Genomic DNA, 25305 nt, shown 5'->3' on the forward strand with positions numbered 1-25305 from the left:
GCCTGAAACCGATATTACACTTCAAACCTCATCTCTACTTTGACAACTATCTCAGGTTGAAATTATGGTCTTTTGTCTCTATAATGAATATGTACCGTGAACATCGGAGAATCCAACGTGGACATTCGCAAAATTGAAACCTTTCTATGCGCGGCAGAAAATTGCAGCCTCTCTGAAGCTGCAAAACAACTACATCTAAGCCAACCGGCAGTCAGTCACCAGATCAAATTACTCGAAGAAGAACTGGACGTCAAATTATTCCTCCGCACCAACACCGGATTGACCTTGACCGAGGCGGGGCATCTTCTCCTCCCATTAGCGCATCAACTCATAAACGACACGAATGAACTAAAAGAAATGATGTCTTCCTTTAAAAATCTTGGGACAGGAGATCTGCAAATCGCCTGCAGTTCAACCAGTGGACGTTTCGTCCTGCCGCTTATTGTTGCCCGCTTTCGAATCGCATATCCGGGTGTTCATGTTCGCATCCTGGCATGTCAGTCTAAAAATATGGTTGCAAAACTACTGGAAAATCAAGCGCACCTTGGCATCGTCAGTTCAGAACCTATTGAGGCAGGGCTGCAAGCTCAGGAATTCTTCCGTGACCCCATCAGCCTGGTAGTTCCTAAAGGCCATCGCTGGGCGAATAGAAACTCAATTGACCCCGCCGATATCATTCAAGAAAATATCATCATCCGCGAAGAGACATCCGGCACACGACGCGTCATGCTGGAAGAACTGGCGAAATTTGATATCGATATGGAAGACCTGAATGTTTTTCTGGAAGTGGGAAATGTGGAAGCCGTCCTCGAACTGGTCGCAAACGGATATGGCATCTCCTTCGTGTCTGGATTAGCCAGCCGTTATCTGTGTCAACTGGGACGGATCGTAAGCATACCAGTCAATGGATTAGACATGATCCGTGTAAACTACATGGTGCGAAAAAACATCCCCGCCTCACCGAGCCAGAGATGTTTTTTGGGGCTTCATCCACACGCCTGAAAATGCAGATCTGATCCATCCACGCATGGACTCCCGAGAAGCAACCCATTAAACCTCCTGCCCTTTTTGCATGATATCGCAGTGAACAACAAAAAAACCAATGATGAAACTGAACACCATGCAGCCACCCCAAAAGAATGGAGTGAGATTAACTGCTACCACACCCGTCAAACCGAGAATCGGCAACAACACAGCAATCGCCAGCAACAATAGTCCGACTGATTTGAACAGGATCGGATATTGCACACGAATAAAATCACAAAGCTTTGAACGATTACTCTGGGTCGCAAACCCCAAAATCGCTCCACCAATCAATCCTGCGAAAAGTGATACTGCCATGGTATTCCTCCTTGATGTCAAGGAAAATCTAAAATCACATAATCATCAGTAAAGCGTTCATTGACATCGCCTCTTCCCGCTTTACCCGCATTTTCAGCATAGCCCATACAACACGTGTCTGCCAGTATTGAATGTCATTCCCGGCATAAAGAAAAAAAATGGCAGTCCATAAAAAAGAACTATACCCAGAAAATTCAGCAAGCACGGGTTTTATTCTAAACAAACTCAACTCACCCCCATTTCGAATGAAGAACACACGCAGCGTTTGTTTGCGTCCAATTTTTTAAACTGTGAAGCGGCTTGCTAATTAACCCAAGTTGCTACCTTGAAATTGATTCATCTTGTCAGACCCGTTTTTGCCACGAACACTTGCGCCGAGCGCCAGTGCGGTGTTACACGGATTTTCGCGAATTCAAGAAAAAAATCTAGCAACCTGGCAGTTTTAAAATTAGGACGCAGATGAACGCTGAAAACGCAGATAAAAAACCTTTTTGCCGATGGCTTTTGAAAAATCTGTGTAAATTAGCGAAATCCGTGGCGATGGTTTTGGACTTCCTGGCATGGTGACAACTTGGGTTAATTAATAAAATTTAAAATTCCGATCAAGCACGCCCAGCACAAACTTGACCGCCAGCGGAACAGCTTCTGCGATCGGCGGCGATAATTCTTCGCTAAAATCATAAACGCGATTTGTGGCGATTCCAACCACTGTGATGTCATCAGGCAAAGGTGCGCCCATTGACCTGCCCAATTCAATCGCATTCTGCAAAGATGTATCATGCGTGCTCGTCGTATGAAAAGCTGAATAATTGGGCAGGTCACTTAACTTTAAAACCAAAATTGAGCCAACCGGCTCCTCCAACGCCAACGCATCAATCAGAATGGCGCGTTCATAACCAATGAGATGTTCCATCAAACTGATGCCGCCCAGCGAAAGACAATCCACGCTTACGTTCTGACACGCAGGATTCTTTTTCACTTCTTCCGCGACTCTCCAACCAACCCCATCATCACCGAGGATGGGATTTCCCAACCCGATCACCAATGTTTTCATGATAGACCCTCGCTTCTTTCCTGCCTGTTAACTGATTCTGTTTAACAAAACTGTTTCAACACTTTGACAGGGTTCGCATCCGCGTCACGAATGGTAACCTCCAAAGGCATTTGTCCCGGCAAGGAATGAGTGGCACACCCAAAGCATGGATCATAGGAACGAAAAGCCATTTCCACCATGTTAAGCAGACCTTCATTCACGACGCCGTTTTTGATGAGACTCACCGCCGCCTTGTGCGTGGACATTTGGATCGGGGCATAGTTGTTGGTGGTGCCAACGATGAGATTCACTTTGGTTACAAGTCCCCGCTCATCGGTCCAGTAATGATGCGTGAGCGTGCCGCGCGGCGCCTCAACGATGCCAATCCCCTCTGTCGGAATTTGAGTCGGCCTGGTGTGAAAATCCGCAGATGTGATCTCAGGGTCAGTTGCCAACTCCACCCAGCGTTCGGCGGCGTAGAGCAATTCGATCAATCGCGCCCAATGTGTGGCAAGACGTTGATGCACAGGCTTGCCGCCGAGCGTGGCATAAAATCTTTTATATTCTTCCTGCGCACGCGGCGTTGCCATGCCATCCGATGCGTTGAGACGTGAAAGCGGAGTTGCCATATAGACACCCGAATCTACGCCGTCCACAAAACCTTTCCAGCCAACCTTTTTCAGATACGGGAATTTGAGATAGGTCCACGGCTCAACGTGCTCGGCGATATGTTCGGCATAATCTTTCGGCGCGTATTTGATAAATTCTTTTCCATTCGGATCCACCACACGGACATTGCCGTCATAGAAATTAATTTTATTGTTTTCATCAACCATGCCCATGTAATAGGTGTGATGGGTGTACACATCGCCGAGAATCAGATCAACATATGCCTTGTTGCCAAGCACAATGTCATTGAAAAGTTTGAGGCTGAATTGTGCGAAGTCGATTGCCCAGCGGCCCATCTCTTCGATCTCTTTGCGTTGTTCTTTCGTAATGCCCTTGGTCATGCCGCCGGGGATGGATGTGCATGGATGGACTTTGCGCCCGCCGATCATCTCAACAACGGTGTGCCCATATTTACGCATTTGAATCACTTTGCCGCCGATCTCCAATCCCACCTTATGAATAACGCCCAGAATATTTCGTTCGGCAATGGGTGCATCTGGCCCCATTACAAAATCGGGGCCGCCGAGCGCATAGAAGTGCGTGGTGTGATCGGTGCAATAGAATGCCATGTAAAGCAATTCACGCAACAACTTTGCTGTGCGCGGCGGGTCAACATGATAAGCCATGTCTCCAGCCTTGGATGCCGCCATATTATGCGCTTCGGGGCAGACCCCGCAAATACGGTTGGTGATCAACGGCATTTCCTCAATGGGACGTCCGACACAGAATCGCTCAAAACCGCGCAGTTCGGGAATCTGAAAATAGGTATTGGCGACATTACCACTGTCATCCAAAAATATCTCAATCTTGCCGTGGCCTTCGAGACGGGTAATGGGGTCGATGGTGATGCGTTGAGTCATAATATCTCCAGTTTTGGCAGGACGGGGAGATTGGTAATTAGTAACTGGTAATTACCAATCTCCAATTACCAGTTGCTAATTACTTTTCCAGAGACGAAGCATCGTCATGCAAATCTTTAATGAAGTGTGCACGTGCTTCAACCTCTTCCAATTTGAGCGAAGCATACTGAGAGGCTTCCTTCATCAATTGCTCCGCTACATCGACCGGCAATTTCTTGAAATTTTCCATTGAATAGCCCTTTGCACGAAGATATTCTTCGATGAGGGTGGATTCCAAAAAAGCATTGCGGTCTTCATAGGGTTCAGATTTTTCTGTCTGTTTTGTAGTCATGTCAATCTCCTTTTGAAAGGATGAAGAGAGTTTATTCATCCTTCATAATTCAACCTTTAATTTTCCACGCTTCTCTATTTGCCTTAAGTAATGACCCCGCCAAATTGAAACGATACACCTGTCCCGTCGGGTCGGGGATTCCATCGAGGATATGCTCAATCTCTTCGGGTGTGTTCGCGTCAATGACGGATGAAAAGGCGGTGATGAGTCTCGCGCCGTAATCCAGGACACCATCCGCGGGACCGTAACAGCCAATACACTGCGCCCCTGCCTGCGGACAGCGCGCATTGCATCCGCTGCGTGTGGCAGGCCCGTTGCACGGAATCCCCTGTTCGAGCAAGCATAAGATCGGGTCAACAGGCGCAACATCCTGAATGCGTTTGAATTCCTTGATGAGTTTCACATTCCGCGCCCGTGGACATTCATCACACACGGTTGAATCTCCACAACCAATAACAGAGCCTTTGGGCGGCAATTCCGCTTCTCCCTTCACAACCTTAATCACCAGATCGATCACTGCCGCAATTTGATGACTCTCAGGCGGGCAGCCCGGCATAAAGTAATCCACATCTACAACGTTCTCGAGCGGACGAACAATTCTGGAAAGGGTGGGAATGTGTAATTCGCCTTCGGGCACGTCATAACTTGTGCGCGGATAAATCTCATTCGGGTTATCGGTCGTGAGGGTATTGAACGCCGTGTGGACAATGTCACCTACAGGGCTGAGATTTGCCAGTCCGGGGATACACCCCTCACAAGCGCATGATCCGAACGCCACGAGTATCTTGGATTTCTGCCGCAACAACTTGGCGATATGCTCATTCTCATCATTGCGGATTCCGCCGTTGAAGAGTGTCAGCAGGATCGAGCCGTCTTCCATCGCTTCCACATCTTTGTATTTCGCATCCATCGCCACAGGCCAGAAGACGACATCAAAGTTCGCGTCCACATCCAGAATCTTTTCATGGGTATTCAGCACAGCAATTTCACATCCACCGCAGGAGGCAGCCCAGTACATGGCGAATTTGGGTTTTGTGGTCATGCTGGCACCTCCATTTCCTGACCATGGACAACGGACGATAGACCATCGTCCACGGTCTGTGGTCTGTCGTCCGCTTTTCCCCAATTCAATGGTCCTAACTTCCGTATCTCTTCCACAAACGCAGTCGTCTCCGCCGCGAACCTTGCGCCTTCCGCCGCGCTGGCCCAGACGAGTTTCACGCGTTCGGGTTCAATGCCCAAACCAGCAAGTACACGCTTGAGCAAGAGATAACGGCGCAAGGCTTTGTAATTCTGTTCGATGTAATGACACTCGCCCGGGTGGCAGCCAGTGATCATCACGCCGTCTGCTCCGTCTGAAAGAGCACGCAGCACAAAGGTAGGGTCGAGGCGGCCTGAACACATCAAGCGGATTAATCTCACATTCGGGGCATACTTCATGCGCGCCGTCCCCGCCAAATCCGAAGCGCGATAACTGCACCAGTTGCAGGTGAAGCCGATAATGGTGGGTTCAAAATGGTTATCAGTCATAGTGTTCTCCAGACTGCAATGAAACGTGAAGAATGAAACGTACTCTACTCTTCACGTTTTACGCTTCATGCGGTAGTCATCTCCAAATTTTTCATCATCAACCCATCGATCTGAGCGATGATCTGCTCATTGCTAAAGCCCGTGCCGCTGATCGCGCCCGCTGGACAAGCCGCTACGCACGTGCCGCAGCCCTGACACAGCGCGGGATTGATATAGGATACTTTGTCATCTTCAATGAATGAGATCGCGTTGAATGGACATAGTCCATTGCAGATTTTGCAGCCTGAACATTTTTCTTGATCTACCGTGGCTTTGGTCGGTTCCAGCGCAACTTCCTTTTGCAAGATCTTATCCAACACACGTGCCGAAGCCGCCGCGCCCTGCGCCACACTGGACGGAATATCTTTTGGCCCTTGCGCGCAACCAACGATGTAAATACCTTCGGTCATCGTGGCAACGGGGTCAAGCTTGGGATGTTTCTCGGTAAACCAGCCATCCATTGAGCAGGAAATGCCGAATAACTTTCCAACTTCTTTTGCATCGTGGCGCGGCTGCAATCCACTGGAAAGGATGACCATATCCACTGGAATACGGCGCTGTTTACCCGCCAATGTATCTTCCACTTGAATGATGAGCTTTCCTTTTTCACGTTCATTGCGCGCCGCGTCTGTGACCTCGGCCACTTTGCCGCGCACGAAGAGAGTCCCTTCTTCCAGCACGCGTTGATAAAACTCATCGTAGGCTTTGTATGCCGTGCGCATGTCAATATAAAAGTTGTAGACCGTCGCGCCCGTGCGTTCGTGAACGAGGTGCGCGAACTTCAATCCCTGCATACAGCAAATCACCGAGCAGTAGTTATTGAAATTCTTGTCACGCGACCCCACACAATGAATAATGCCCACACTCTTCGGTGTGGTCTTTCCATCGCGCAAAACAATATCGCCAGAGGTCGGCCCTGCCGCATTGGACAATCTCTCAAACTCCAAACTCGTGAACACATTCGGCAAACGTCCATAGCCGTAATTACTAACGCGCCGCGCATCGAACAGGTCATAGCCAGTGGCAAGCACGATATTGCCAACATCAATGTTTATTAATTCATCCTGTTGATTAAAGTCAATCGCACCTGTCGGGCAGAACTTCTCGCAAGCCTTGCAAGTCCCTTTGATGAAGTACGTGCAATTCTCCTTGTCCATCACAGGGAAATTCGGCACGGCCTGCGCGAACGGCGTGTACACCGCTTTGCGATATCCAAGCCCTGCTTCGTACACATCATCGATCACTTTCTTCGGGCACTTCTCCTGACAGATCCCGCAGCCTGTGCAAAGCGCTTCATTGATAAAACGCGCCTTCTTTTTTATCGTCACATGGAAGTTGCCTACAAAGCCTGTCACCTTTTCAACTTCACTCCACGTCAGCAATGTGATGTTCGGATGTGTCCCCGCTTCGACCATGCGCGGCGTGAGAATACAGGCCGAACAATCCAACGTGGGGAAGGTTTTATCGAACTGCGCCATGTGCCCGCCAATGGACGGCTCGCGCTCCACCAGATACACATGGAATCCCGCGTTCGCAATTTCAAGCGCCGATTGAATACCCGCAATGCCGCCGCCCACCACCAACGTATTCGGATTGATCGGGACCTTGATCTCATCCAGCGCCGCATTCTCGATCACACGTGAAACCGCGCCTGATACAACAGCCTTGGCTTTTGCCGTGGCTACAGCTTTATCTGAATGCACCCACGAGACCTGCTCGCGGATCGAAGCCAACTCCACCAGATACGGATTCAACCCCGCGTTCTTGGCCGCCGTGCGGAAGGTCTTCTCGTGTAAATGCGGCGAACAAGCCGCAACCACCACGCGAGTCAACCCCAACTCTTTGATATCTTTTGTAATCAACTCCTGCCCGAGGCTGGAGCACATGAATTTATATTCGCGTGCAATGATCACACCCTGCCGCCCAAGTTTTTCAGCGGCCCAGTTTGCGACATCCACCACATCCACTGTGCCTGCGATATTCGAACCGCAGTGACAGACATAGACTCCGACTCGCTCTGTCATTTCACCGCCTCCTTCCTACCCTCGTGCTTGGTCCAGCGACGCGGCATGGGCAGCCCTTCATCCTTTTTTCTCGGCGCAGTTGGCTCCTGCGTGACAGGCACCTCTATGCCAATGTTCGCCAGCGCATTGCGTGCGCTGACCAGTTCCAAACCAATGCCCAACTCGCCAGGGTCTTTGCCGAAGGCGAGTCCCATCAATTGGGTAAAGAACAAAACGGGCATGTGATAATTCGTATGGAAGAAATGATTCGTTTCATTTTGATACGCGTCAATGTTCATCTGGCACATCGGGCAGACCGTTGCCATCAGATGCGCGCCGCGCTCATCTGCATCAGCCACGAGTCTGCGAATCAGTTCAAAGGCAGTTTCAGGCCCGATCTGAGTCATGTGTCCGCCGCAGCAACTGGTTGTGAGCGGATAATCGATTACGTCTGCACCGAGTGCGCGGAGCAGGTCATCCAATTCCGTGGGATGTTCATGGTCTGACCAGCGATGTTGATAATCAGGCCGGGGCAGCATGCAGCCCATGTACGGCACGACCTTGAGTCCGCTCAACGGGCGGGTCACTGCCTTTCGGATGGCATCCAGCCCCACGTCGTAGACAAGAACGTCGATCAGGTGACGCACATCCAGCGTGCCCGCTTTATATTCCAATCCACCAGCAGCCAACGCCTCATTCACCTTTGCGCCCAAGGTCGGACGCTCCTGCATGTAGTAATCCGCCTTGGCAAGGTTGAGATAACAAGCCGAACACGGCGCAACAACGGTTCGCGTTCCATCGTCCATTTGCTTTGAAGCCAATGCAAGATTTCGCGCGATCAAAGAATACGCAGGGATCAAGTTAATGCCGAGATACTCCGTCGCGCCGCAGCAGTTCCAATCCTCGATCTCTTCCAAATGCAGATCAAGCGGCTCAACGATGGAATTGAGCGATTCCATATACGCCTTCGCGCTGGAATCCATCGAACAACCTGGATACAAAAGATACTTGTTCATGAGGTCAACTCCAATTCCTTGGCGCGGTCCAATATCTTCGTCAATTGATCCATGTGTTTGATTTTTTTCGGCACAATCGCCATACGCCCCCTCGAGATCATGCCCAAGCCCATTGGCATCATGCCTGGCAGCCGCAGCGGAAAATGCCGCAGATAATGGCGCGTTGCCAGCCCAAGCTCATAGCCGCGGCCAAAGGTTTCGACCATGCCCACAAACGTCTGCGAGAAATGCGGCGCGGTTGAGTCTGTATACAACTTCGCGCTAATCGCCATCCCTTTGAGCGTGTACATCACATCCGCGATATGCACCTCCTGCGGACAGCGCACCACGCAGTGATAGCACGACACACACAGCCACGGCGTATTGCTGCGCAGCACTTCCTCACGCATCCCGGCCCGCAGCATCGCGAACAACATACGCGGCGTATGGTCCATATCCGCCGCCACAGGGCAGGAGCCGCCACACGTCCCGCATTGGATGCACATCTCCAAATGCGAAACGCCCGCAGTTTTCATACTCACTTCATTCAAAAGAGAGAGGTCTTCTTCGCGCGTCATTCCCGCGCGCACTCGTTCATCTGTCATCTGGGGCATAATGCCTCCGTGCTTTGCAACTCAACCTGCCGCGTAAAGGACACGACAGACCTAAACCAGTTACAACCCGGCACGACCGAAGTCGCCCATTTACAGTCACGCTACTATACCCCTACCTTTACAATAGTGATTTTCAGCACAAAATTCAAGTGACAAACATAATAGTACCCGCCTGACTTTTTTTATACAAAAATCCCGCAGGTTGTCAACAACCTGCGGGATCATAAAATTCGTTTTAGTCTTTACTACTCTTCCTGCTGTCTGATACGTGAACCACAGGTACGGCAGAAGCGATCCCCGCCATGTGCGCGCGTGCCGCATTGAGCACAATAAACATCGCTTTGAGCTTCTTCCTGCTCCGTGTTTACGCTCTGTCTACGGCGGGATTTTTTTCCGCCATTTCTCTTTCCCGACTGCCAGTAATAAACAAGCCCACCGACGATCATGATCACACCCAAACCGCCGATCACATACGGCAGATAATTATTCAAAGAGACCCGCCCGGTCGTGCTCGCATCCACGGGTGCAACAGGCTGCACACCCTGCGAAGATGCGATCAACGTGTTTGACGTTTTTTTATATTCAAGACTTAAAGTGAATTGTTCACCGCTGGCAAGTTTTACGTTTTCCCCATCAAAATATTTCAAGCCATTTTCCTGGGAAATGGAACTCAACTCGGGGATCGTGCTGAGTGAAGTTATATCCACAGGCTCCAACACGCGGATTGAAAATTCATTCACCGTGTAATCACCGTCCCATAAATAAGAGAACAGCCGTTGTTCACCGTTAAACGTAAGCGGCTGATAATATTCAAACCGATAAACTGTATTTTCAGTTGCGGTAACTGTAAACGACTGCCCGTCTCCCACCACAACCGGGCCATCAAACACCGCGTTCATTAAACTTCCATCCGCCGTATAGGATGCAACCGCGATCAAGTTTGCATCCTGCGGAAGGCGAAAGACAAGGTCAACAGGCAGCACAGTGCCAGTTGCTACCTGAAAATCCACGATGACCAACATGCTCGGCTGGTCGTATTCAGGCCATAACTGCACACTCACATTCGACAAAGTAACATCAGCTTGTGCAGATGCAAGAGTCGGAAATACGAGCATCATCACCAAAATGAACATCAAAAAAAATTTACGCATGAACAACCTCCAGAACCATAAAAGTTTTTATTTATCTTACCATGCGCCTAAAATGACGGAAACACATTAAGTACACGATCTATACTGGAAGAATGTCACCCATTTTGTCTTTTTCGATTTTTTAATTATTTGAAACAACGCCGCGCACCAGTTGCCAACAGGCACGGTTATACGGCACAGAAATTCCATGAGCGGCCGCTCTACGGGTCACTGCACCGCAGATGGCATCGATCTCTGTCGGTGCGCCGCGGCGCACATCCTGAAACATGGATGAATGATTCGATGCAGTTTTTCTGGCCACATCTTCCACCGCCGAAACGGGATTACTAAATGGAAGATGTACATGTTCCGCCGCAGCCACTTCCGCAGTTTCACGCGCCAGCGCTCCCATCATTTTGCGCACATTCGGGCGCGACAATAATTCGCCATTTGAAACTTGCAGCAACGCAGTCAACGGGTTGATGGCGGCATTGATGACTAACTTACCCCAAATGAGTGACTGGGCATTGTCCACGATCTGCAAATTAAAGTTGGATGAACGAAGAGCCGCTTCAAGCGGACCGAGAGCCTGATTCTGCTCAAGGGAGATTACGCCATCCCCGCCTGCTCTCACCAAGCCCGGGCCAAGCAGAGTTGCCCCAGTGGTGGTAATGCCCAATGAAACCCGGGCAGTTCCCAGGTCACGCATGAGCGTTTCTTTATTTCCAATCCCATTTTGTAATGTGACTGCGAGTCCATCACTGGCAAGCGATTCTTTTAACTGTCGCGCCGCACGCTCTGTCTGCCACGATTTGACCAACACGAGGGCAACTTTTGCACCACGCACTTCATGCGGATCATCTGTCGCATAGACTGGATATGCGCGTTCGTTTCCATTTGCATCTACAATGCGTGCACCGTGTTGCTGTAATTCAGCCAGTCCTTTTTTCCACGTGCCAAGCATCGAAACGGAATGTCCCGCTTCGCTTAATCGTGTTGCGAATAAAGTAGCCAACGCGCCTGTACCTACAAGAAGAATATCGTTTTTCATCACTTTTATTTCTCGCTTTTTACAAACTCATTCCATTCGTCGTCTGTCATTTCAACCGTATGTTCAACAGCAGGAAAACGTTTTGATTCAACGTCATCAATATAATCGGTAAAAGCCTTGTTCATCTCGGCATGGAAATTTGCATATTGCTTGACGAACTTCGGCGTGAAACGTTCAAAGAGACCGAGCAGATCATGCGTGACGAGCACCTGCCCGTCACAACCTGCACCTGCGCCAATACCGATGGTTGGAATGGAAATTTGTTTGGAGATCATTTCAGCCAAACGCGCCGGAATGGATTCAAGCACAAGGCTGAAACATCCCGCTTCTTCAAGAATGTGCGCATCTTCCAGCAGACGTTTCGCCGCCAAAGCGGTTTTGCCCTGCGCGCGGAATCCACCAAGCTGATGCACAGATTGCGGCGTGAGTCCGAGATGCCCCACAACGGGAATGCCGGCGTTCACAATCGCGCGCACAGCATCGGCGCGTTCTCGTCCGCCTTCGAGTTTGACCGCGTCCATGCCGGCTTGTTGTAGAAAGCGTCCCGCATTGCGCACAGCTTCTTCAACGGAAACTTGATAAGACATAAAAGGCATATCGCCAATTAACATGGCGCTTTTCGTTCCGCGTGAAACTGCGCGCGCGTGATGCAGCATCTCTTCCATGGTGACCGGCAGTGTGGTTTCATAGCCGAGCACCACCATCGCCAGCGAATCACCGACGAGAATGGAATCAATGCCCGCCTTGTCCATCGCCATCGCGGTGGGATAGTCATAAGCGGTTAACATGGTGATCGCTTCGCCGCGTTCCTTCTTCTGACGGAACGTGAGCGTGGTCACCTTCTTGCGTTGTGACGGGGTGGTTGAGACAGGTGTAACTGTAGACATGGGTGGTACCCTCCAATAAAGGTAGAGTCCGGGTTGCGTGCTGCTCCCCTGATATGCACGCGCTTTCGGTTTGGTTGGATTAACTCCGTCGCGTTCATACGGATACGCGCGGGAAAGCGATTATGACACAAAATGATATTTTCTGCCATTGCCTTACATAATATTAGACTATGACTAAAAAGGGTTTCTTACAAAAATGATGAAGACTTCCGAAGTCTTTTTAGAGGCTTTTAGAACCCTGAAAGTTAAATCCTTGCCGCTTTGGGAAAACAAGGATATTTTAAACACAAAGGACACGAAGGTCACAAAGGGAAAACCTTTATTTTTTTATTCGTACTACTTCGTGTACTTTGTGTCCTTCGTGGTTAAATCTTTTCGGCTTGTCCGAGTTAGGTTAAAGTCCTCAATACAGACTTTGGAAGTCTGGTTGACTTAATAAGCAGTATAATATTTTTATAGCACATCAAAAAACTATTATATTTCCGTAAAGGAGAAATTCACATGCGAAGAATGTTTGGTTTTCTAATTGGGATTTTGGTTGGCGCGTTGGTCGGTTCCACGGTGGCGTTGCTCATGGCGCCAGAATCAGGCGAGAGTTTACGCGCCCAACTGCGTGACCGTGGTCAGGGATTTGCGAACGATATCCGTCACGCCGCAGATTCACGCCGCATCGAGTTGCGCGGACGTTTGGAATCATTGCGTGCGCCGAAGGAAATGTAAAGATTAGGGAATAGGGAGCAGGGATTCGTAAAACCCTGCCACCTTTTTCATATTCATTCCATACTCTGCGCGAGTAGAGATCATATTTGTATTCAGGCCTGCGGCATTTCGTCGCAGGTCTTTGTTTTCGAGAGCAAGCAGAATCGCATCGGCAATGGCTTGCGGATCATTGGGATTCACCAGCAAACCGTTTTGCCCATGCGTGATCCACTCGCGGATGGATTCAAGATCGCCCGCAATCGGGAAACATCCGCAGGCCATGCCTTCGAGCAGTGAATTTGGCGTGCCATCGTGAATGGCAGGCGAGACCACGATCTGCGCGCTGCGGAAAACATCTGCCATTTGCGCGTGTGAAAGCTGGGGGTTTGAATTGAACCGCATCTTCAATGCCCAACTCTTTTGTCCATTGAATAGCCTGCGCCACGCCTGCCATCGAAGAGCAGATAAATTTTGCGTCGGCGCGTTTTGCGAGCACCAGCGGAATCGCTTTGAAAAATTCCTCATTGCGCACATAGGCACGGAATCCGCGCGGATTAATGATGACCGGATTTTTTGCAGGTTCTGGATTGGGATAAAAAACATCGCTTCTGACTCCGCCGTTACCGGGTGTGACCAACGTGAGTTTATCTCCGCTGAATCCCCATTCGTGCGCAAGGCGGATATCGCGTTCACAGTCGGCATGCAGCGCAGTGACGGTTTTCATCGTCAAGCGTGTGTAATAGCTCATCAACGGCGTGGAGGGCGCATGCAGAGTAAAGTCATTGCCCCAGATCGACGCGAGAAATGGTGGTTTCGTGCCGCTTAGTTTTTGGTAGGCTTGCGCCGTGAGCATGCCTTCATACGGCACACGCAAAGCATGTACAATATCTGGCTGCACTTCTTGAATGAACTCACTTAACTTTTGCGCGGAGCGGGGAATAGTCAACGGGCCGAGCCACTGTCTGATAAGGGTACGCAGTCCCAACGTTTGGGCTGATGCGCTGCCTGGGTTGTCGTCTGCTTCTTAACGGCGCTAAAAGCCACAGGTGTAAAAACCAGCCGCTTAACCGGAAAATCCACATCACAGGCAAAAGTAGAAGCGAGATAAACTTCGTCGCCGCGCTGTGCGAAGTAACGAATCCAGTTTTGAGATATGGGAGAACGGCCATCAGCCACAAAGAGGATTTTCATGATTAATAGTGATTATACTCATTGCCCGTAAGCGTGAGACGTAGTATATTAACGGACATGAACAAAAAGCGCATACTCGTCGTTGAAGACAACATGGATACCTACGAGCTTGTACGCTTCATTCTTGAGAAAAATGGGTACGATACTTTTCTTGCGGTGAACGGACGCGACGGGGTGAACGCAGCCATTAAGCAAATCCCTGACCTGATCATTATGGATCTTTCAATGCCTGAAATGGATGGTTGGACTGCGATCGGCTTAATCAAAAAAGATGAACGCACAAGCTTCATCCCCCTGCTGACCTTAACCGCACATGCGCTGCCCGGTGACCGTCAACGTGCGATGGATGCCGGTTCTGATGAATACATTACGAAACCCATGGATCTGGAAGACCTCGTGAAAAGCGTGGATCATTGGATAAACAGGCGCTAATTTAGGTTTATTCAACTCACAAAAAAACTCAATAAAAGGAATTGCCATGAAACAAATTTGTGTTGTCGGCGTGGGATACGTCGGCCTTGTCACTGCGGCTTGCTTCTCCGATCTCGGAAACCGCGTCACTGCGTTGGATGTGAACGAACAACGCGTGGAGAATCTCAAAAAGGGCATTATGCCCATTTACGAACCAGGGCTCGATGAACTGGTGAAACGCAATGTGAATGCGGGGCGCATCACTTTCACAACCTCCTATAAAGAAGCGCTAAAAGATGCGGAATATGCATTTATCGCAGTCGGCACGCCTTCGGGCGAAAGCGGCGAAGCGGACTTGCAATATGTGGCCGCCGCTGCAAAATCAATCGCGGAAAATATGACCACACCGCTGGTGATCATTAATAAGTCCACGGTTCCGATCGGGACCGGTGACTGGGTTGCTGATATTGTGAAGGGTGCGCAGCCCAAGCCAGTCGACTTTGCCGTGGTCTCCTGCCCGGAATTTTTGCGTGAAGGTTCAGCCATCGGCGACTTCATGAGCCCGCACCGCACAGTGATCGGCTCAATGGATAAAGACGCCGCGAACAAAGTGGCGCATTTGCATTTACCCTTGCGCGCGCCGATCGTCATTACAGATCTGCGCACTGCTGAAATGATCAAGTATGCCAGCAATGCCTTCCTGGCTACAAAAATTTCCTTCATGAACGAACTGGCCGATCTGTGCGAGCACGTCGGCGCGGATGTGAAGGAAGTGGCCGCGGGCATGGGCTACGACGCGCGCATTGGCCGTCACTTTTTGGACGCCGGTCTCGGCTGGGGCGGCTCATGCTTCCCCAAGGATGTGGAAGCGCTGGCTTTCATGGCCAAGGAAAAGGGACTGAATCCGCGCATTTTGAATGATGTGATGGAAGTCAATTACGAACGCCGCACCGTCGCAGTGAAACACGTTGAAAAAATGGTGGGCGGCAATTTGAAAGGCAAGACCATCGGCTTGTTAGGACTGGCCTTCAAACCCAACACAGATGATATGCGCGATGCGCCTTCGATTGATATTTCCAAAGCTTTGATCGAAGCGGGCGCGATCGTGCGCGTCTACGATCCTGTCGCGATGGAAGTGGCACGTCCGTTGCTGCCAGATGTAAAAATGTTCAAGGATGTCTATGAAATGACCCAGGGTTGTGACGCATTAATGGTCATTACCGAATGGAATGAGTTCAAGCAGTTGGATCTTGCCAAAGTAAAAGGTCTGCTCAAATCCCCGGTCATTTACGACGGACGCAATATTTATGATCCAAAAGTAATGAAAGAACTTGGCTTTTCCTACCGCGCTGTGGGAAGATAGTTCGTTCGTTTGATAATTTGATCGTTGAATAGTCGGATGGCCGTTTTTGGGTCATCCGACTATTTGTGTATTTGACCAAAAACAAAAAAACTACTAAACTTCTGAGCTATGACTAATACTCCTCCTGTTTGTAATTATGAAGGCTCCGACTATCAGCAATCCTTTTGGGAGCAGGGCGGGCGCGAATATGAAGACCGCGCCGAAGCCATTGCTCTAAAAAAACTGCTGCCCGCAAGCGGCAAACTGATGCTTGAACTTGGCGCAGGCGCAGGCCGCAATACGCCGCGTTATGCAGGCTTTGAACACATTGTTGTTTTGGATTACTCGACCACGCAGCTGGCGCAGGCGCAGGAAAAACTGGGACGCTCCGACCCGCTGGGGGTGATGCCCAAATACATTTATGTGGCTGCGGATATTTATCGCCTCCCCTTCCGTGACCGTCAATTTGATGCGGCTACGATGATCCGCGCCCTGCATCACATGGCAGATGCACCCAAAGCGCTGAGCCAGATCCGCGGCGTTTTGCGCTCCAATGCGATCTTCATTCTTGAATATGCAAACAAGCTGAATCTAAAATCCATTTTGCGTTACTGGCTCGGCAAGCAGGATTGGAATCCATTTACGCTGGAGCCTGTGGAATTCGTGAAGTTGAATTTTGACTTCCACCCTAGAGCGATTCGTAATTGGCTGGGAAAATTGGGCTTTTCGATCGAGAAGACTCGCACCGTTTCACACTTCCGGCTTGGCTTGCTGAAACGCATCATCCCAGCCAAATGGCTGGCTGCACTGGATGGGCTGTTCCAGCCGACAGGCACGCTGTGGCAATTTACACCGAGTGTGTTCGTAAAAGCCAGAGTGGATGAAAAAGATTCAGAAACAATGAGCAGCTTCCCGGTCCGTGTGATCGAGCTGTTTAAATGTCCAGCTTGTGGAAACGAAAAAATGGAAGAGAAAAAAGATCATGTGTATTGTCCAAACTGTCAGGCAAAATGGGCAGTGCGTGAGGGCATTTATGATTTTCGAGAAAAAGTATAGGACTCTTTTTCCGCTGTTGGGGGTGTGGATTATTTTTATCGTTTCAAGAGTTTTCTATGACCAGGCGGGGATTCGATTTACGGGAGATACCTATCTCGGGTACTGGCAGTTTATTGATCCGGTGTTGCTGCGAACCGACCTATGGCGCAGTGTTTTTTATCTGCACAGTCAGCCGCCGTTGATAAATCTGTTGACCGGGATCGTGCTGCAAATATTCCCTGCCGACTCTACGAAGTTTTTCATATCCTGTATTTTATAGCCGGAATGATGCTGGGAACGTCCATTTATTTTCTGGGCGTTTCTTTGCATTTCCCAAACTGGCTTTCGGCAATGGCAGCGGCGTGGTTCATCGTCAGCCCGGGGACAGTTTTGTATGAACACTGGCTGATGTATGCCTACCCGTTGACCATGATGTTAACATTGGCAGGCATCTGCCTGTATCAATTTATCGTCACCAAAAAGATTTTTTGGGGGTTGTTATTTTTCGCACTGTTGAGCGCCATCTCATTAACGTGGAGCCTGTTTCACCTGATATGGATGCTCGGTTTCGGCGCCATATTATTGATCGTATTTCCTGAACGCAAAAAAATAGTTTTTGCCGCATTGATTCCGATACTTTTGGTAACCGCCTGGTATGCGAAAAACTTCTTGATCGTCGGAGAATTTAGCGCCAGTTCATGGGCGGGGATGAATCTCTCAAAGGTTGCCACGTTCCGCATATCAGAAAAGGAACGGGCTGGCATGGTCAAAGCGGGAGAGCTATCGAAATTTGCCTTAATTCTCCCATTCCGCAATCCTTCGGCTTATTTGAAACTTTTGCCGGATACGCCGCTGACGGGCATTCCCGTCCTGGATGAACCGGATACATCTCTCGGCGGTCGAAACCATCATCATCTAGTTTACGTTGAAGCGTCAAAATACTACCTGCGCGATGCGTTATACATCATTCGAGTCAGGCCAGATTCCTATTTACGCTCCATTGGACAGGCCGTGTATATTTATTTTCATTCCCCCAGTGATTTTGAGCTGATCGGTGACAACCGGAAATATATTCAAACTTTTGACCTGTGGTGGAATCGGATTTTTTATGGGCAGTGGCAGACTGACGAAACTTCTGTAGAACGCAACTCAACCATTTCAGGGGAACATATCGGCTGGGGTATTGTCATCGTTTTTCTGATCAACGCTGCTGGCAGTGTCAATTTTCTCTGGAAAAAACGCAGTCAAATGGCCGCGCCGGAAACCATGCTTGTATTCTTCATGGCGTATAATATTTTTTTTGTAACGCTGGTCGGGAATCTGATGGACATCGGAGAGAATAACCGCTTTCGGTTTACAGTTGATCCGTTCCTTTTGATCCTCTTTATTTTCCTTTTACGAAATTTTATTTTTCAGCGCATCCAGAATCGACCGCAGGCTGAAATCGATCCGGCGGCCATGAAAAACATCTTTAATCCCATTGAAGTACAATAAGAAGCATCGCCAGGCTGAAAAATATGACCACACCCAAAGCTCCGCTCCCCAAGATTCCTCCATTTTTTGAGAAGAAAAACGAACCGCCTCATAACCGTGTTGATACACGCGGTATGCTCAGCATCGCAACCATGTTCGTCAGCCTGGCCGCGTTGACTGTATCCATGCTGGGCGCGACCAGACTCATCATTGATGTATTCAACGACGGTCTTGCTGCCGGCATGGACGGTATACTGGTTAAGATCGTCGTACTCGGATTTGCCTTTCTCTTCGGCTGGGGCATCGGACTGGTCAGTATTCGCGGCTTCGGGAATCTGGTGTATCACATCATCATCAAAATATATGCCTGGGCATGTATCGTTGCCGTGGGGCTGCTTTACATTAAGGTAATCCAAAAACTCTATATGCAGATCTATGATGGAATGCATTTCTGGGCGTATCTGATCATTCTGCTCGGCGGGTTGATCGTGCTTTTCTTCCTGCATCTGCTGATCGAAGGCCACGACCTGCGCCCCTTTGCCATTCCGCTGCTGATCATCAGCGTGGTTCACCTGTTCGTGATCGTCTATCGCTATGTCTTCGCAGCCGGCACAGACGGTCAACGGGTATTGGGTGACCTGACCATTTTCATTGTGATGATTTCCATCTCCGCGCTAATGCTGATGCATATAGGAATTTTCTCGCCCATCCGCGATCAAATTGACGATATGTTTTCAAAAAACGGAAACTCAGACCACAAAAACAATGGGGATGAGTAGAACCTCTCAGAATAAAAAAGGCATTCTCTTTATAAAGAGAATGCCTTTTTTATTTACTCCTTCAAAAGTGGAAGACGGATGAAGAACGTACTCCCGGGGAATTTCTCTTCATCATGGCCCGGGCTTTCCACCCAGATACTGCCCTGCATGGCTTTGATAATGCCCGATGCAATCGCCAGCCCAAGACCTGCTCCGCCGCCCTTGTAATTCGTACGGCTGGACGAGTGCAACTCCACCGTTCCCAACTGATACAGTTTCTCAAAAATAATTTTGTGATGTTCAGAATCGATTCCGATGCCTGTATCTTTAATACGAAGTTCTGCGCATCTGCCCAAACGAGCATCCTCCACCACATCAGCAGAGATGGTGATCGAGCCGCCATCCGGCGTAAACTTGATGGAATTAACGATCACATGATCGATGGCTTTCTTCAGCAGTTCCGGATCTGCCAGCACAGGAGGAATATTCCGGGTTGACTCTTCCAGGTTGAAGATCAGGTTTCGGTTCGTCAGATCATTCGTATAATCCTTATTAACAAGCCGCAGGATCAAATTCAAATTTACCGGCTCAACCCGCGGATTGATCGCCTGACTGTCAAGGCGCGCCACATCCAGCATACTATTTACGATCTGATGCAAACGGTTTGTGCCCTGTAAAACGCCGTCAATGGCCTGCAGCAAGATGGTGTTATTTTGGATATTCTGATCAGCCTGCAGCATTCCCAAATAGCCCTTGATCACGGTCAACGGCGTACGCAATTCATGCGCGGCAACCTGAATGAACGCGGATTTATTTTTATCGTGCTGGGCAAGCGTTTGATATGTATTATTTAATTCTTCCACGCGCTGGGAAACCATGCGCTCCATCATTTGATTGATGCCCGTCACTTCATCATACAAACGCGCATTCTCCAACGCAACGGTGGCCTGCATGGCAAAAGTGGCGGCCATCAAACCATCGTCGCCATTAAATGACCCCTTTGAGCGGCTCAAGGCCAGCAAGCCAATCACATTATCTTTCGCATACAACGGCACGCCCAGCCATGAACGATGATGCGGCAGCCAATCTGGCTGTACCCAATTCTTAACCGCATCCACATCGCCGATCAACAGCATTTCACCTTTTCGCACAACAGACTCATAAAAATCTGCACCGTTGATCTTCAACCGGAAGCCCGACACATCTGTATTCTCCGGCAGACCGCGATGAGCACGAATACGCGGCACACTATTCACATCTTCCATGAATAAAATTCCGCAATCATACGGTAGAACATGCAGTAACTGTTCAAGGATCTGCTGCGGCAATTTATCGACAGTTGTCAGCGATGACAATTGTCGCGACGAACGCGCCAACGCTTCCACCCCTCGACGCCGATCCTGCTCGGTCTCAAAAAGTTTTGCATTCTGCACTGCGGCTTTTTCCGCCACATCACGAGCCCGGGCAAGTTCCACCGCCCGTTCACGGGCCTCACTCAACAGCCGTTCCACTTCCTTTTGTGCCTGCTCACGCTGCTGCACAAGCATCGTCCGCAACAACGCGCTGGAAAGCAAATTCTTCAAACGGACATATACATCCCAATCGGTGGGACCCATCTCCGTCCACATAAATCCGAAACGATTACTCGCCAATGCCAATGGCATGACCAAAGCAGTATAACGATGATCTTCGGGGGTTTTGCCGCGCGGCACCAAACGTCCCGTGGCGATGGCTGATTTTTCATGCGGGATTTGAAATTTATTCTGATCGTACTGCAAAAGCAAACGATAACTTTCAGGCGGAGAGGAGATGGAACCCGGGGCGCTTACATCGCTATAGAACATGACATACCAGCGTTCCAAACCAAGCGCGGGAAAATGTCTCGAAATGGCGTCGCCGATCTCATCAAATGTCATGGCCGGAGCCATGGAAAATCCAAAATTCCCCAACGCTTCTTCCTGCTGTTCAAACTGCAATCGTCGAAACGCCTGTGCCCGTTGGGATAATTCACCGACCAGCATACGCGCCTGCTGAAAAAGATTCTCAGCGCGTAACATGGTGGTATTGCTCGAAATGCCGCCCAGCGCATAACGCCTGAAGGTGGAGATCATGTTATGCCATGTCGTGGAATCATATCCATAACGCTGTAACACTTCCACCGAAGACAACACCATCTTCAGGAAGGCTTCGCTTTGATCGGTCTCACGCAAACTCGCCAGAAATATGTCCCAGGTGCGGCCAAAGACATCACGATATTGATCCTTTAACGGATCCATCTCTGAAATACCTGCTGCCCCAAACAAAGCACGGATCGCGGCTTCACGTTTGTTTTCCAGCCGGCCGGTATGAGCCACTTCTTTGGGAAGCACAACTGCCCGCTGTACGCTTTCCGGCAAACATCCACAAGACCAGCGGATTACCAATTGCGTCGGCAAAACAGTGACATCTTCCACAGTTTCGCCATTTATGCGCTTCACCAACGACTCAAATGTTTTCCGACCTGCATCATAAAAAGACTGGCGGACTGTTGTTAACGGCACGCCCATGGATTGCGATTCAGTGACATCATCAAAGCCTGTTACCGCAACACCATCTGGAACCTGAATACCGCGCTGCTGTAGCACTTCCAATGCGCCAAACGCCATGCGGTCATTGGATGCGGCAATCGCCTGCACCCGCATACCACGATCATCCAGCAAAACGCGCGCTGCGGCACGTCCGCTTTCAGGGCTGTAGTCACCTTCCACGACAAGTTGTTCTTCAAAGCGGATATCATGCGCCTTTAGTTCTTCTTTATAAGCATTGAAACGCAAGTCTGCTTCCAATTCACCCTGTCTGCCGCGAATAAAGGCAATGCGTTTATAGCCATGTACTTCGATCAAGTGGCGGATCACAGCGCGCATTCCGCCGTCATTATCAGCAATAAAAGAAGATACGCCCTGCGCCTGTACTGCAAAGGATGCAATCGGCGTGGGCGCAAATACACGGCAAAAATTCTTTATATCGTCCGCAGAGGCGATATGCCCCATATCTGCGGCGAGTAAAATCCCATCAAATTGACCGGGCTTGATCAGGTCATAGAGTCCGTAAGACCGCCCGCTCTGTTCTGGAGCGGCAATTGCAACCGGCTTGCCGCCCACAAAATAAACCAAATTCATGTCGTGGGCTTTGGCTGAATCCAAAACACCCGCCATAAACTCTGCACCCCAAACACGGCTTAATTGTGCGCCAAGCACCGCAATTGTCTTTCGTCCACTGTCGGAGGGTTTCGGCAAGATTGTCATAATAATTTGAAATTATAAGTCAGGAAGCAAAAATCGGGATTGGCAATTTAAAAAAGAAATGAAGTTGCCACAATATTTTTATATCGATGCGGCGGACGGAAAAATTCAGATCACGCGCGCAGCATGGTCAGGAGCATTTTAAATCTTTGTACCGCCTTCAAAGCGTGCGGTTCATTGGCTGGCATAATTATTGCCTCGCCTTCTTTTAATTCAAATGGTTTCCCTGAAATGGTGATCTGCGCTTCACCTTCAAGGATCTGCACCAGCGCGTCAAAGGGAGCAGTATGCTCACTCAAGCCCTGATCCTTATCAAAGGCAAATAAAGTCACGTTTCCCCCGTCTGTTTTGGTGATCTGGCGGCTGACAACTGCGGATTCCTGATATTCTGCCATTTTTGAAAAACTCAATATCTGAGATTTAAGTGCAGTGGACATGAAATGCCTCCTATATTGCACATCCGAAGTCTTTTTAATTTCAAAGACTTCGGATGTGCAAATACACTATTTAATTTCGATCTGATATGAACCGAGTTCGCGGGTAAAGCGTGTTGTACCGGATACTACCAAATATATTTTTTCGCCAGGCTTCAATGAAATTGAGATCTCTGCAGTTTGATCTGCATTGACCGGGATCATCGTCACGCTTGAGTCACTGGTCTTGATCAGAGCCAGGCCAAACGTCTGGGGAAGAACGTTTTGGACTCGTACGAATCCTTCGGCGATCCATCCGCCATCGTCCGCTTCAAAATCTGAACTGTAGCCTGCTGCGTCCACTTTGACATCATCCAGCAACAAGCCTTCGCCATTGACCGCGGCATCTGTCACATACTCAAAGCGGACAGAAATCTTCTTGCCGGCGAACTGCGAGAAATCAACCTTCTCTTCGATCCAGTCATTCGTTACGCCGGTGTAGCCCCAGCCATAAGAGTTGCCCGATGGGTCGGTGGCGGTGCCTGAAGGCGTGGTGATGATCTGCCAGGTTTCGCCGTCTTCCGAAACTTCAAGATAGAGATAATCCCAATCGGTTTCGATATCGTACCAGGTGCGGTAGGACAACTCAATCGGACCGCTGACATTGGTGAAATCAAATTCACGAGTCAGGGTCATATCTGATTCATCGCCTTTATTCGACCAGAAAGCGTACTCGCCAGAGTACGGGTCGGCAGGCAAAAGCCCGGTGACCGTGGAGCCGGTGAAGGAAAGCGTGTAATCGCCTTCACATTCAATCGCAATGTAATCTACGCCGTATTGATGCACATCACGAGTCAACGAAGACTGCGGGCAGCTGTAAATGGTTTCAGTTGCAGATGCGCGGTTTGCACCCGGATAGTTGGTATAGATATATCGTCCATCACCCACGGAGGCATCGAGCGTAAAGTTGGTAACTGCCCAATCCATGAAAAAGTCATCGGCGCTGATCGGCTGTCCCGTGGCAGGATCCGTGGCGTTAATTTCACGCAAAACATCTTCAACGCTGTCCAATCCATTGGCGGTATCTTTAACAAGCGCTTGAGTCGCTTCTTCGCCAAAGCGGTCGAGGAAGTAAGTCATGAACAGGAAGCCCGCGCCATAATGCGGGGTGGTCGCGTCCTGATCGTTGGGCCAGTCGTTTAGCTGCAAGTCAGGCTCGTTGATATACAACCAGTCAAAACCGCCTGGGTCATATCCATTAAGGAAGGCGGCCAATTCTGAAGAACCTTCGTTCAACCATGAGGTTTCATTGAGGTCCTGATTCCAATGGATCATGTGCTGGAATTCATGGGCCAACACGCCATAGGTAAACTCTTCACCAAGAAAGGTGTTATCGGCATTGAACAGGAACATTTCGTGCGCATTGGAAAACTCGTGAACCAATGGATGCACAGAATCAGCCGATGAGAAATATCCGGCAATGGAGGATCCGAGTCCACGGGAATATAAAATATAGATATGCTCATCGCCATCAATGCCGGGGGACCATTCACTACCGAAGAATTCACGGTTGGTGGGATATATTTTATTCTCGAAGGCATCCATCAAGGCCTTCATTTCGCCGTCATCATACGTGACGCCGTCCTGCACCCAGAAATAGACATGCGGTGTAACATAACGCAGAGTTGCACTTATTTCTGTGTTTTCGTTCGTGCCGACATCTGTCACCCAAAAATTATCGGTATCCCCTACCACACGCGGCAAAGCCGATGTAGCCATCACATCGGGGATGTCACAAATTTTATCCAAACGACAAGCCAGTTCCTTCGGCTCATTCGGCGGAACAATTGAACTTTCCAGAATATCAAGCGTTTCAGTGGAAATCGAATCAACAGGCGGGCGGATAACTTCCGGCGCTTCCGTTGGGGTGGTGTTATCAACTGACGGGAGTGTAGGAAAACCCGTGGAAGAAATTTGATTAAATGTATAGTATATATAGCCGCCCATTCCGCCTACAAGCACACAGATACAGCACAAGACCACCACGATGCCGATGATAATGGCCGTTGAGCCTGATCTTTTTTCCGGCTCATTATTTATGACTTCATTATTTTCTATCATGTTTCTCCTCTGGCGTTAAAAGATTGCATCATCATACCGCTCATAACTAAAAAGCGGATTAGGAAATTACGGGGAGGGAAGGTACAAGGATGAATGAG

Annotated in this window: 24 protein-coding genes and 1 pseudogene; 7 read left to right on the forward strand and 18 right to left on the reverse strand. The window is 49.4% G+C overall.

The genetic code is table 11. The features are described from left to right. Window positions 1–117 precede the first annotated feature (117 nt). Window positions 118–1002 (forward strand): LysR substrate-binding domain-containing protein, encoded by an 885-nt coding sequence (locus tag IPL71_RS23730; RefSeq protein WP_345325951.1) that lies wholly within the window; start codon window positions 118–120, stop codon window positions 1000–1002. Between the two features lie 48 nt (window positions 1003–1050). On the opposite strand, the gene IPL71_RS23735 is transcribed toward IPL71_RS23730, so the two are convergent. The 12 genes from IPL71_RS23735 to panB all read right to left on the reverse strand — a co-directional run bounded on the left by IPL71_RS23735 (window position 1051) and on the right by panB (window position 12483). Further along, on the reverse strand, window positions 1051–1341 hold the full coding sequence (locus IPL71_RS23735; RefSeq protein ID WP_345325953.1) for a hypothetical protein: 291 nt from the start codon (window positions 1339–1341) through the stop codon (window positions 1051–1053). 580 nt (window positions 1342–1921) lie between these two features. Next, window positions 1922–2395 carry a hydrogenase maturation protease gene (locus tag IPL71_RS23740; protein ID WP_345325955.1) on the reverse strand — a complete coding sequence of 158 codons (474 nt, stop codon included), beginning with the start codon at window positions 2393–2395 and terminating at the stop codon, window positions 1922–1924. Between the two features lie 41 nt (window positions 2396–2436). Continuing rightward, entirely contained in the window at window positions 2437–3903 is a 1467-nt protein-coding gene (locus IPL71_RS23745) for a Ni/Fe hydrogenase subunit alpha (RefSeq protein ID WP_345325957.1), read from the reverse strand. A gap of 79 nt (window positions 3904–3982) precedes the next feature. Continuing rightward, window positions 3983–4234, reverse strand: a complete 252-nt coding sequence (locus IPL71_RS23750; protein WP_345325959.1) for a hypothetical protein — start codon at window positions 4232–4234, stop codon at window positions 3983–3985. 49 nt (window positions 4235–4283) lie between these two features. Further along, on the reverse strand, window positions 4284–5276 hold the full coding sequence (locus IPL71_RS23755; RefSeq protein WP_345325961.1) for an NADH-quinone oxidoreductase subunit B family protein: 993 nt from the start codon (window positions 5274–5276) through the stop codon (window positions 4284–4286). Beyond that, window positions 5273–5764 carry a hydrogenase iron-sulfur subunit gene (locus tag IPL71_RS23760; RefSeq protein ID WP_345325963.1) on the reverse strand — a complete coding sequence of 164 codons (492 nt, stop codon included), beginning with the start codon at window positions 5762–5764 and terminating at the stop codon, window positions 5273–5275. The genes IPL71_RS23755 and IPL71_RS23760 overlap by 4 nt, the downstream gene beginning before the upstream one ends. Window positions 5765–5829: 65 nt before the next feature. Beyond that, window positions 5830–7827: a 4Fe-4S binding protein gene (locus IPL71_RS23765; protein WP_345325965.1), complete on the reverse strand. Its 1998-nt coding sequence runs from the start codon at window positions 7825–7827 to the stop codon at window positions 5830–5832. Beyond that, window positions 7824–8822, reverse strand: a complete 999-nt coding sequence (locus IPL71_RS23770; RefSeq protein ID WP_345325966.1) for a CoB--CoM heterodisulfide reductase iron-sulfur subunit B family protein — start codon at window positions 8820–8822, stop codon at window positions 7824–7826. Before IPL71_RS23770 ends, IPL71_RS23765 begins: the two co-directional genes overlap by 4 nt. Continuing rightward, entirely contained in the window at window positions 8819–9406 is a 588-nt protein-coding gene (locus IPL71_RS23775; RefSeq protein ID WP_345325967.1) for a 4Fe-4S dicluster domain-containing protein, read from the reverse strand. Before IPL71_RS23775 ends, IPL71_RS23770 begins: the two co-directional genes overlap by 4 nt. Before the next feature lie 254 nt (window positions 9407–9660). Next, on the reverse strand, window positions 9661–10566 hold the full coding sequence (locus IPL71_RS23780) for a zinc ribbon domain-containing protein (protein WP_345325969.1): 906 nt from the start codon (window positions 10564–10566) through the stop codon (window positions 9661–9663). Window positions 10567–10687: 121 nt separating this feature from the next. Then, window positions 10688–11596: a ketopantoate reductase family protein gene (locus IPL71_RS23785; RefSeq protein ID WP_345325971.1), complete on the reverse strand. Its 909-nt coding sequence runs from the start codon at window positions 11594–11596 to the stop codon at window positions 10688–10690. A 5-nt stretch (window positions 11597–11601) separates the two neighbouring features. Then, window positions 11602–12483 (reverse strand): 3-methyl-2-oxobutanoate hydroxymethyltransferase, encoded by an 882-nt coding sequence (panB, locus tag IPL71_RS23790; protein WP_345325972.1) that lies wholly within the window; start codon window positions 12481–12483, stop codon window positions 11602–11604. A 501-nt stretch (window positions 12484–12984) separates the two neighbouring features. On the opposite strand from panB, the gene IPL71_RS23795 reads away from it, so the two are divergent. Beyond that, window positions 12985–13203: a YtxH domain-containing protein gene (locus IPL71_RS23795; RefSeq protein ID WP_345325973.1), complete on the forward strand. Its 219-nt coding sequence runs from the start codon at window positions 12985–12987 to the stop codon at window positions 13201–13203. 3 nt (window positions 13204–13206) lie between these two features. Here IPL71_RS23795 and IPL71_RS26310 read toward each other — a convergent pair whose 3' ends face one another. The 3 genes and pseudogenes from IPL71_RS26310 to IPL71_RS23810 all read right to left on the reverse strand — a co-directional run bounded on the left by IPL71_RS26310 (window position 13207) and on the right by IPL71_RS23810 (window position 14373). Further along, the gene (locus IPL71_RS26310; RefSeq protein WP_514130857.1) at window positions 13207–13884 is read right to left on the reverse strand and encodes a glycosyltransferase; all 678 of its coding nucleotides are present in this window, start codon (window positions 13882–13884) and stop codon (window positions 13207–13209) included. Next, a pseudogene (locus tag IPL71_RS26315) lies at window positions 13865–14167 on the reverse strand (glycosyltransferase); the annotation flags it as partial. The gene IPL71_RS26310 and the pseudogene IPL71_RS26315, both read right to left, overlap by 20 nt. Next, the gene (locus IPL71_RS23810; RefSeq protein WP_345325977.1) at window positions 14125–14373 is read right to left on the reverse strand and encodes a glycosyltransferase family protein; all 249 of its coding nucleotides are present in this window, start codon (window positions 14371–14373) and stop codon (window positions 14125–14127) included. The gene IPL71_RS23810 and the pseudogene IPL71_RS26315, both read right to left, overlap by 43 nt. Before the next feature lie 57 nt (window positions 14374–14430). On the opposite strand from IPL71_RS23810, the gene IPL71_RS23815 reads away from it, so the two are divergent. From IPL71_RS23815 to IPL71_RS23835, 5 genes are all read left to right on the forward strand, one after another. Further along, window positions 14431–14805: a response regulator gene (locus tag IPL71_RS23815; protein ID WP_345325979.1), complete on the forward strand. Its 375-nt coding sequence runs from the start codon at window positions 14431–14433 to the stop codon at window positions 14803–14805. Between the two features lie 40 nt (window positions 14806–14845). Next, the gene (locus IPL71_RS23820; RefSeq protein WP_345326335.1) at window positions 14846–16147 is read left to right on the forward strand and encodes a UDP-glucose dehydrogenase family protein; all 1302 of its coding nucleotides are present in this window, start codon (window positions 14846–14848) and stop codon (window positions 16145–16147) included. A gap of 108 nt (window positions 16148–16255) precedes the next feature. Next, complete coding sequence (locus IPL71_RS23825) at window positions 16256–17182, forward strand: methyltransferase domain-containing protein (protein ID WP_345325981.1); 927 nt, start codon at window positions 16256–16258, stop codon at window positions 17180–17182. A 141-nt stretch (window positions 17183–17323) separates the two neighbouring features. Next, window positions 17324–18655: a glycosyltransferase family protein gene (locus tag IPL71_RS23830; RefSeq protein WP_345325984.1), complete on the forward strand. Its 1332-nt coding sequence runs from the start codon at window positions 17324–17326 to the stop codon at window positions 18653–18655. Between the two features lie 23 nt (window positions 18656–18678). Next, entirely contained in the window at window positions 18679–19413 is a 735-nt protein-coding gene (locus IPL71_RS23835; RefSeq protein ID WP_345325986.1) for a hypothetical protein, read from the forward strand. A gap of 53 nt (window positions 19414–19466) precedes the next feature. Here the strand turns inward: IPL71_RS23835 and IPL71_RS23840 are convergent, their stop codons facing one another. The 3 genes from IPL71_RS23840 to IPL71_RS23850 all read right to left on the reverse strand — a co-directional run bounded on the left by IPL71_RS23840 (window position 19467) and on the right by IPL71_RS23850 (window position 25207). Continuing rightward, window positions 19467–22676, reverse strand: a complete 3210-nt coding sequence (locus IPL71_RS23840) for a substrate-binding domain-containing protein (protein ID WP_345325988.1) — start codon at window positions 22674–22676, stop codon at window positions 19467–19469. Window positions 22677–22786: 110 nt separating this feature from the next. Beyond that, window positions 22787–23110 (reverse strand): cupin domain-containing protein, encoded by a 324-nt coding sequence (locus tag IPL71_RS23845; protein ID WP_345325990.1) that lies wholly within the window; start codon window positions 23108–23110, stop codon window positions 22787–22789. Between the two features lie 66 nt (window positions 23111–23176). Then, on the reverse strand, window positions 23177–25207 hold the full coding sequence (locus tag IPL71_RS23850; protein WP_345325992.1) for a hypothetical protein: 2031 nt from the start codon (window positions 25205–25207) through the stop codon (window positions 23177–23179). Window positions 25208–25305: the final 98 nt, after the last annotated feature.

The organism is Candidatus Villigracilis proximus (assembly GCF_016717045.1).
GTDB lineage: Bacteria > Chloroflexota > Anaerolineae > Anaerolineales > Villigracilaceae > Villigracilis > Villigracilis proximus.

Bases quoted from the DNA above. Each gene is read 5' to 3' on its own strand.
- IPL71_RS23735 (WP_345325953.1), bottom strand. From the start codon at position 1,341: ATGGCAGTATCACTTTTCGCAGGATTGATTGGTGGAGCGATTTTGGGG.
- IPL71_RS23740 (WP_345325955.1), bottom strand. From the start codon at position 2,395: ATGAAAACATTGGTGATCGGGTTGGGAAATCCCATCCTCGGTGATGAT.
- IPL71_RS23745 (WP_345325957.1), bottom strand. From the start codon at position 3,903: ATGACTCAACGCATCACCATCGACCCCATTACCCGTCTCGAAGGCCAC.
- IPL71_RS23750 (WP_345325959.1), bottom strand. From the start codon at position 4,234: ATGACTACAAAACAGACAGAAAAATCTGAACCCTATGAAGACCGCAAT.
- IPL71_RS23755 (WP_345325961.1), bottom strand. From the start codon at position 5,276: ATGACCACAAAACCCAAATTCGCCATGTACTGGGCTGCCTCCTGCGGT.
- IPL71_RS23760 (WP_345325963.1), bottom strand. From the start codon at position 5,764: ATGACTGATAACCATTTTGAACCCACCATTATCGGCTTCACCTGCAAC.
- IPL71_RS23765 (WP_345325965.1), bottom strand. From the start codon at position 7,827: ATGACAGAGCGAGTCGGAGTCTATGTCTGTCACTGCGGTTCGAATATC.
- IPL71_RS23770 (WP_345325966.1), bottom strand. From the start codon at position 8,822: ATGAACAAGTATCTTTTGTATCCAGGTTGTTCGATGGATTCCAGCGCG.
- IPL71_RS23775 (WP_345325967.1), bottom strand. From the start codon at position 9,406: ATGACAGATGAACGAGTGCGCGCGGGAATGACGCGCGAAGAAGACCTC.
- IPL71_RS23780 (WP_345325969.1), bottom strand. From the start codon at position 10,566: ATGCGTAAATTTTTTTTGATGTTCATTTTGGTGATGATGCTCGTATTT.
- IPL71_RS23785 (WP_345325971.1), bottom strand. From the start codon at position 11,596: ATGAAAAACGATATTCTTCTTGTAGGTACAGGCGCGTTGGCTACTTTA.
- panB (WP_345325972.1), bottom strand. From the start codon at position 12,483: ATGTCTACAGTTACACCTGTCTCAACCACCCCGTCACAACGCAAGAAG.
- IPL71_RS23795 (WP_345325973.1), top strand. From the start codon at position 12,985: ATGCGAAGAATGTTTGGTTTTCTAATTGGGATTTTGGTTGGCGCGTTG.
- IPL71_RS26310 (WP_514130857.1), bottom strand. From the start codon at position 13,884: ATGCCGACTGTGAACGCGATATCCGCCTTGCGCACGAATGGGGATTCA.
- IPL71_RS23810 (WP_345325977.1), bottom strand. From the start codon at position 14,373: ATGAAAATCCTCTTTGTGGCTGATGGCCGTTCTCCCATATCTCAAAAC.
- IPL71_RS23815 (WP_345325979.1), top strand. From the start codon at position 14,431: ATGAACAAAAAGCGCATACTCGTCGTTGAAGACAACATGGATACCTAC.
- IPL71_RS23825 (WP_345325981.1), top strand. From the start codon at position 16,256: ATGACTAATACTCCTCCTGTTTGTAATTATGAAGGCTCCGACTATCAG.
- IPL71_RS23830 (WP_345325984.1), top strand. From the start codon at position 17,324: ATGGCGCAGTGTTTTTTATCTGCACAGTCAGCCGCCGTTGATAAATCT.
- IPL71_RS23835 (WP_345325986.1), top strand. From the start codon at position 18,679: ATGACCACACCCAAAGCTCCGCTCCCCAAGATTCCTCCATTTTTTGAG.
- IPL71_RS23840 (WP_345325988.1), bottom strand. From the start codon at position 22,676: ATGACAATCTTGCCGAAACCCTCCGACAGTGGACGAAAGACAATTGCG.
- IPL71_RS23845 (WP_345325990.1), bottom strand. From the start codon at position 23,110: ATGTCCACTGCACTTAAATCTCAGATATTGAGTTTTTCAAAAATGGCA.
- IPL71_RS23850 (WP_345325992.1), bottom strand. From the start codon at position 25,207: ATGATAGAAAATAATGAAGTCATAAATAATGAGCCGGAAAAAAGATCA.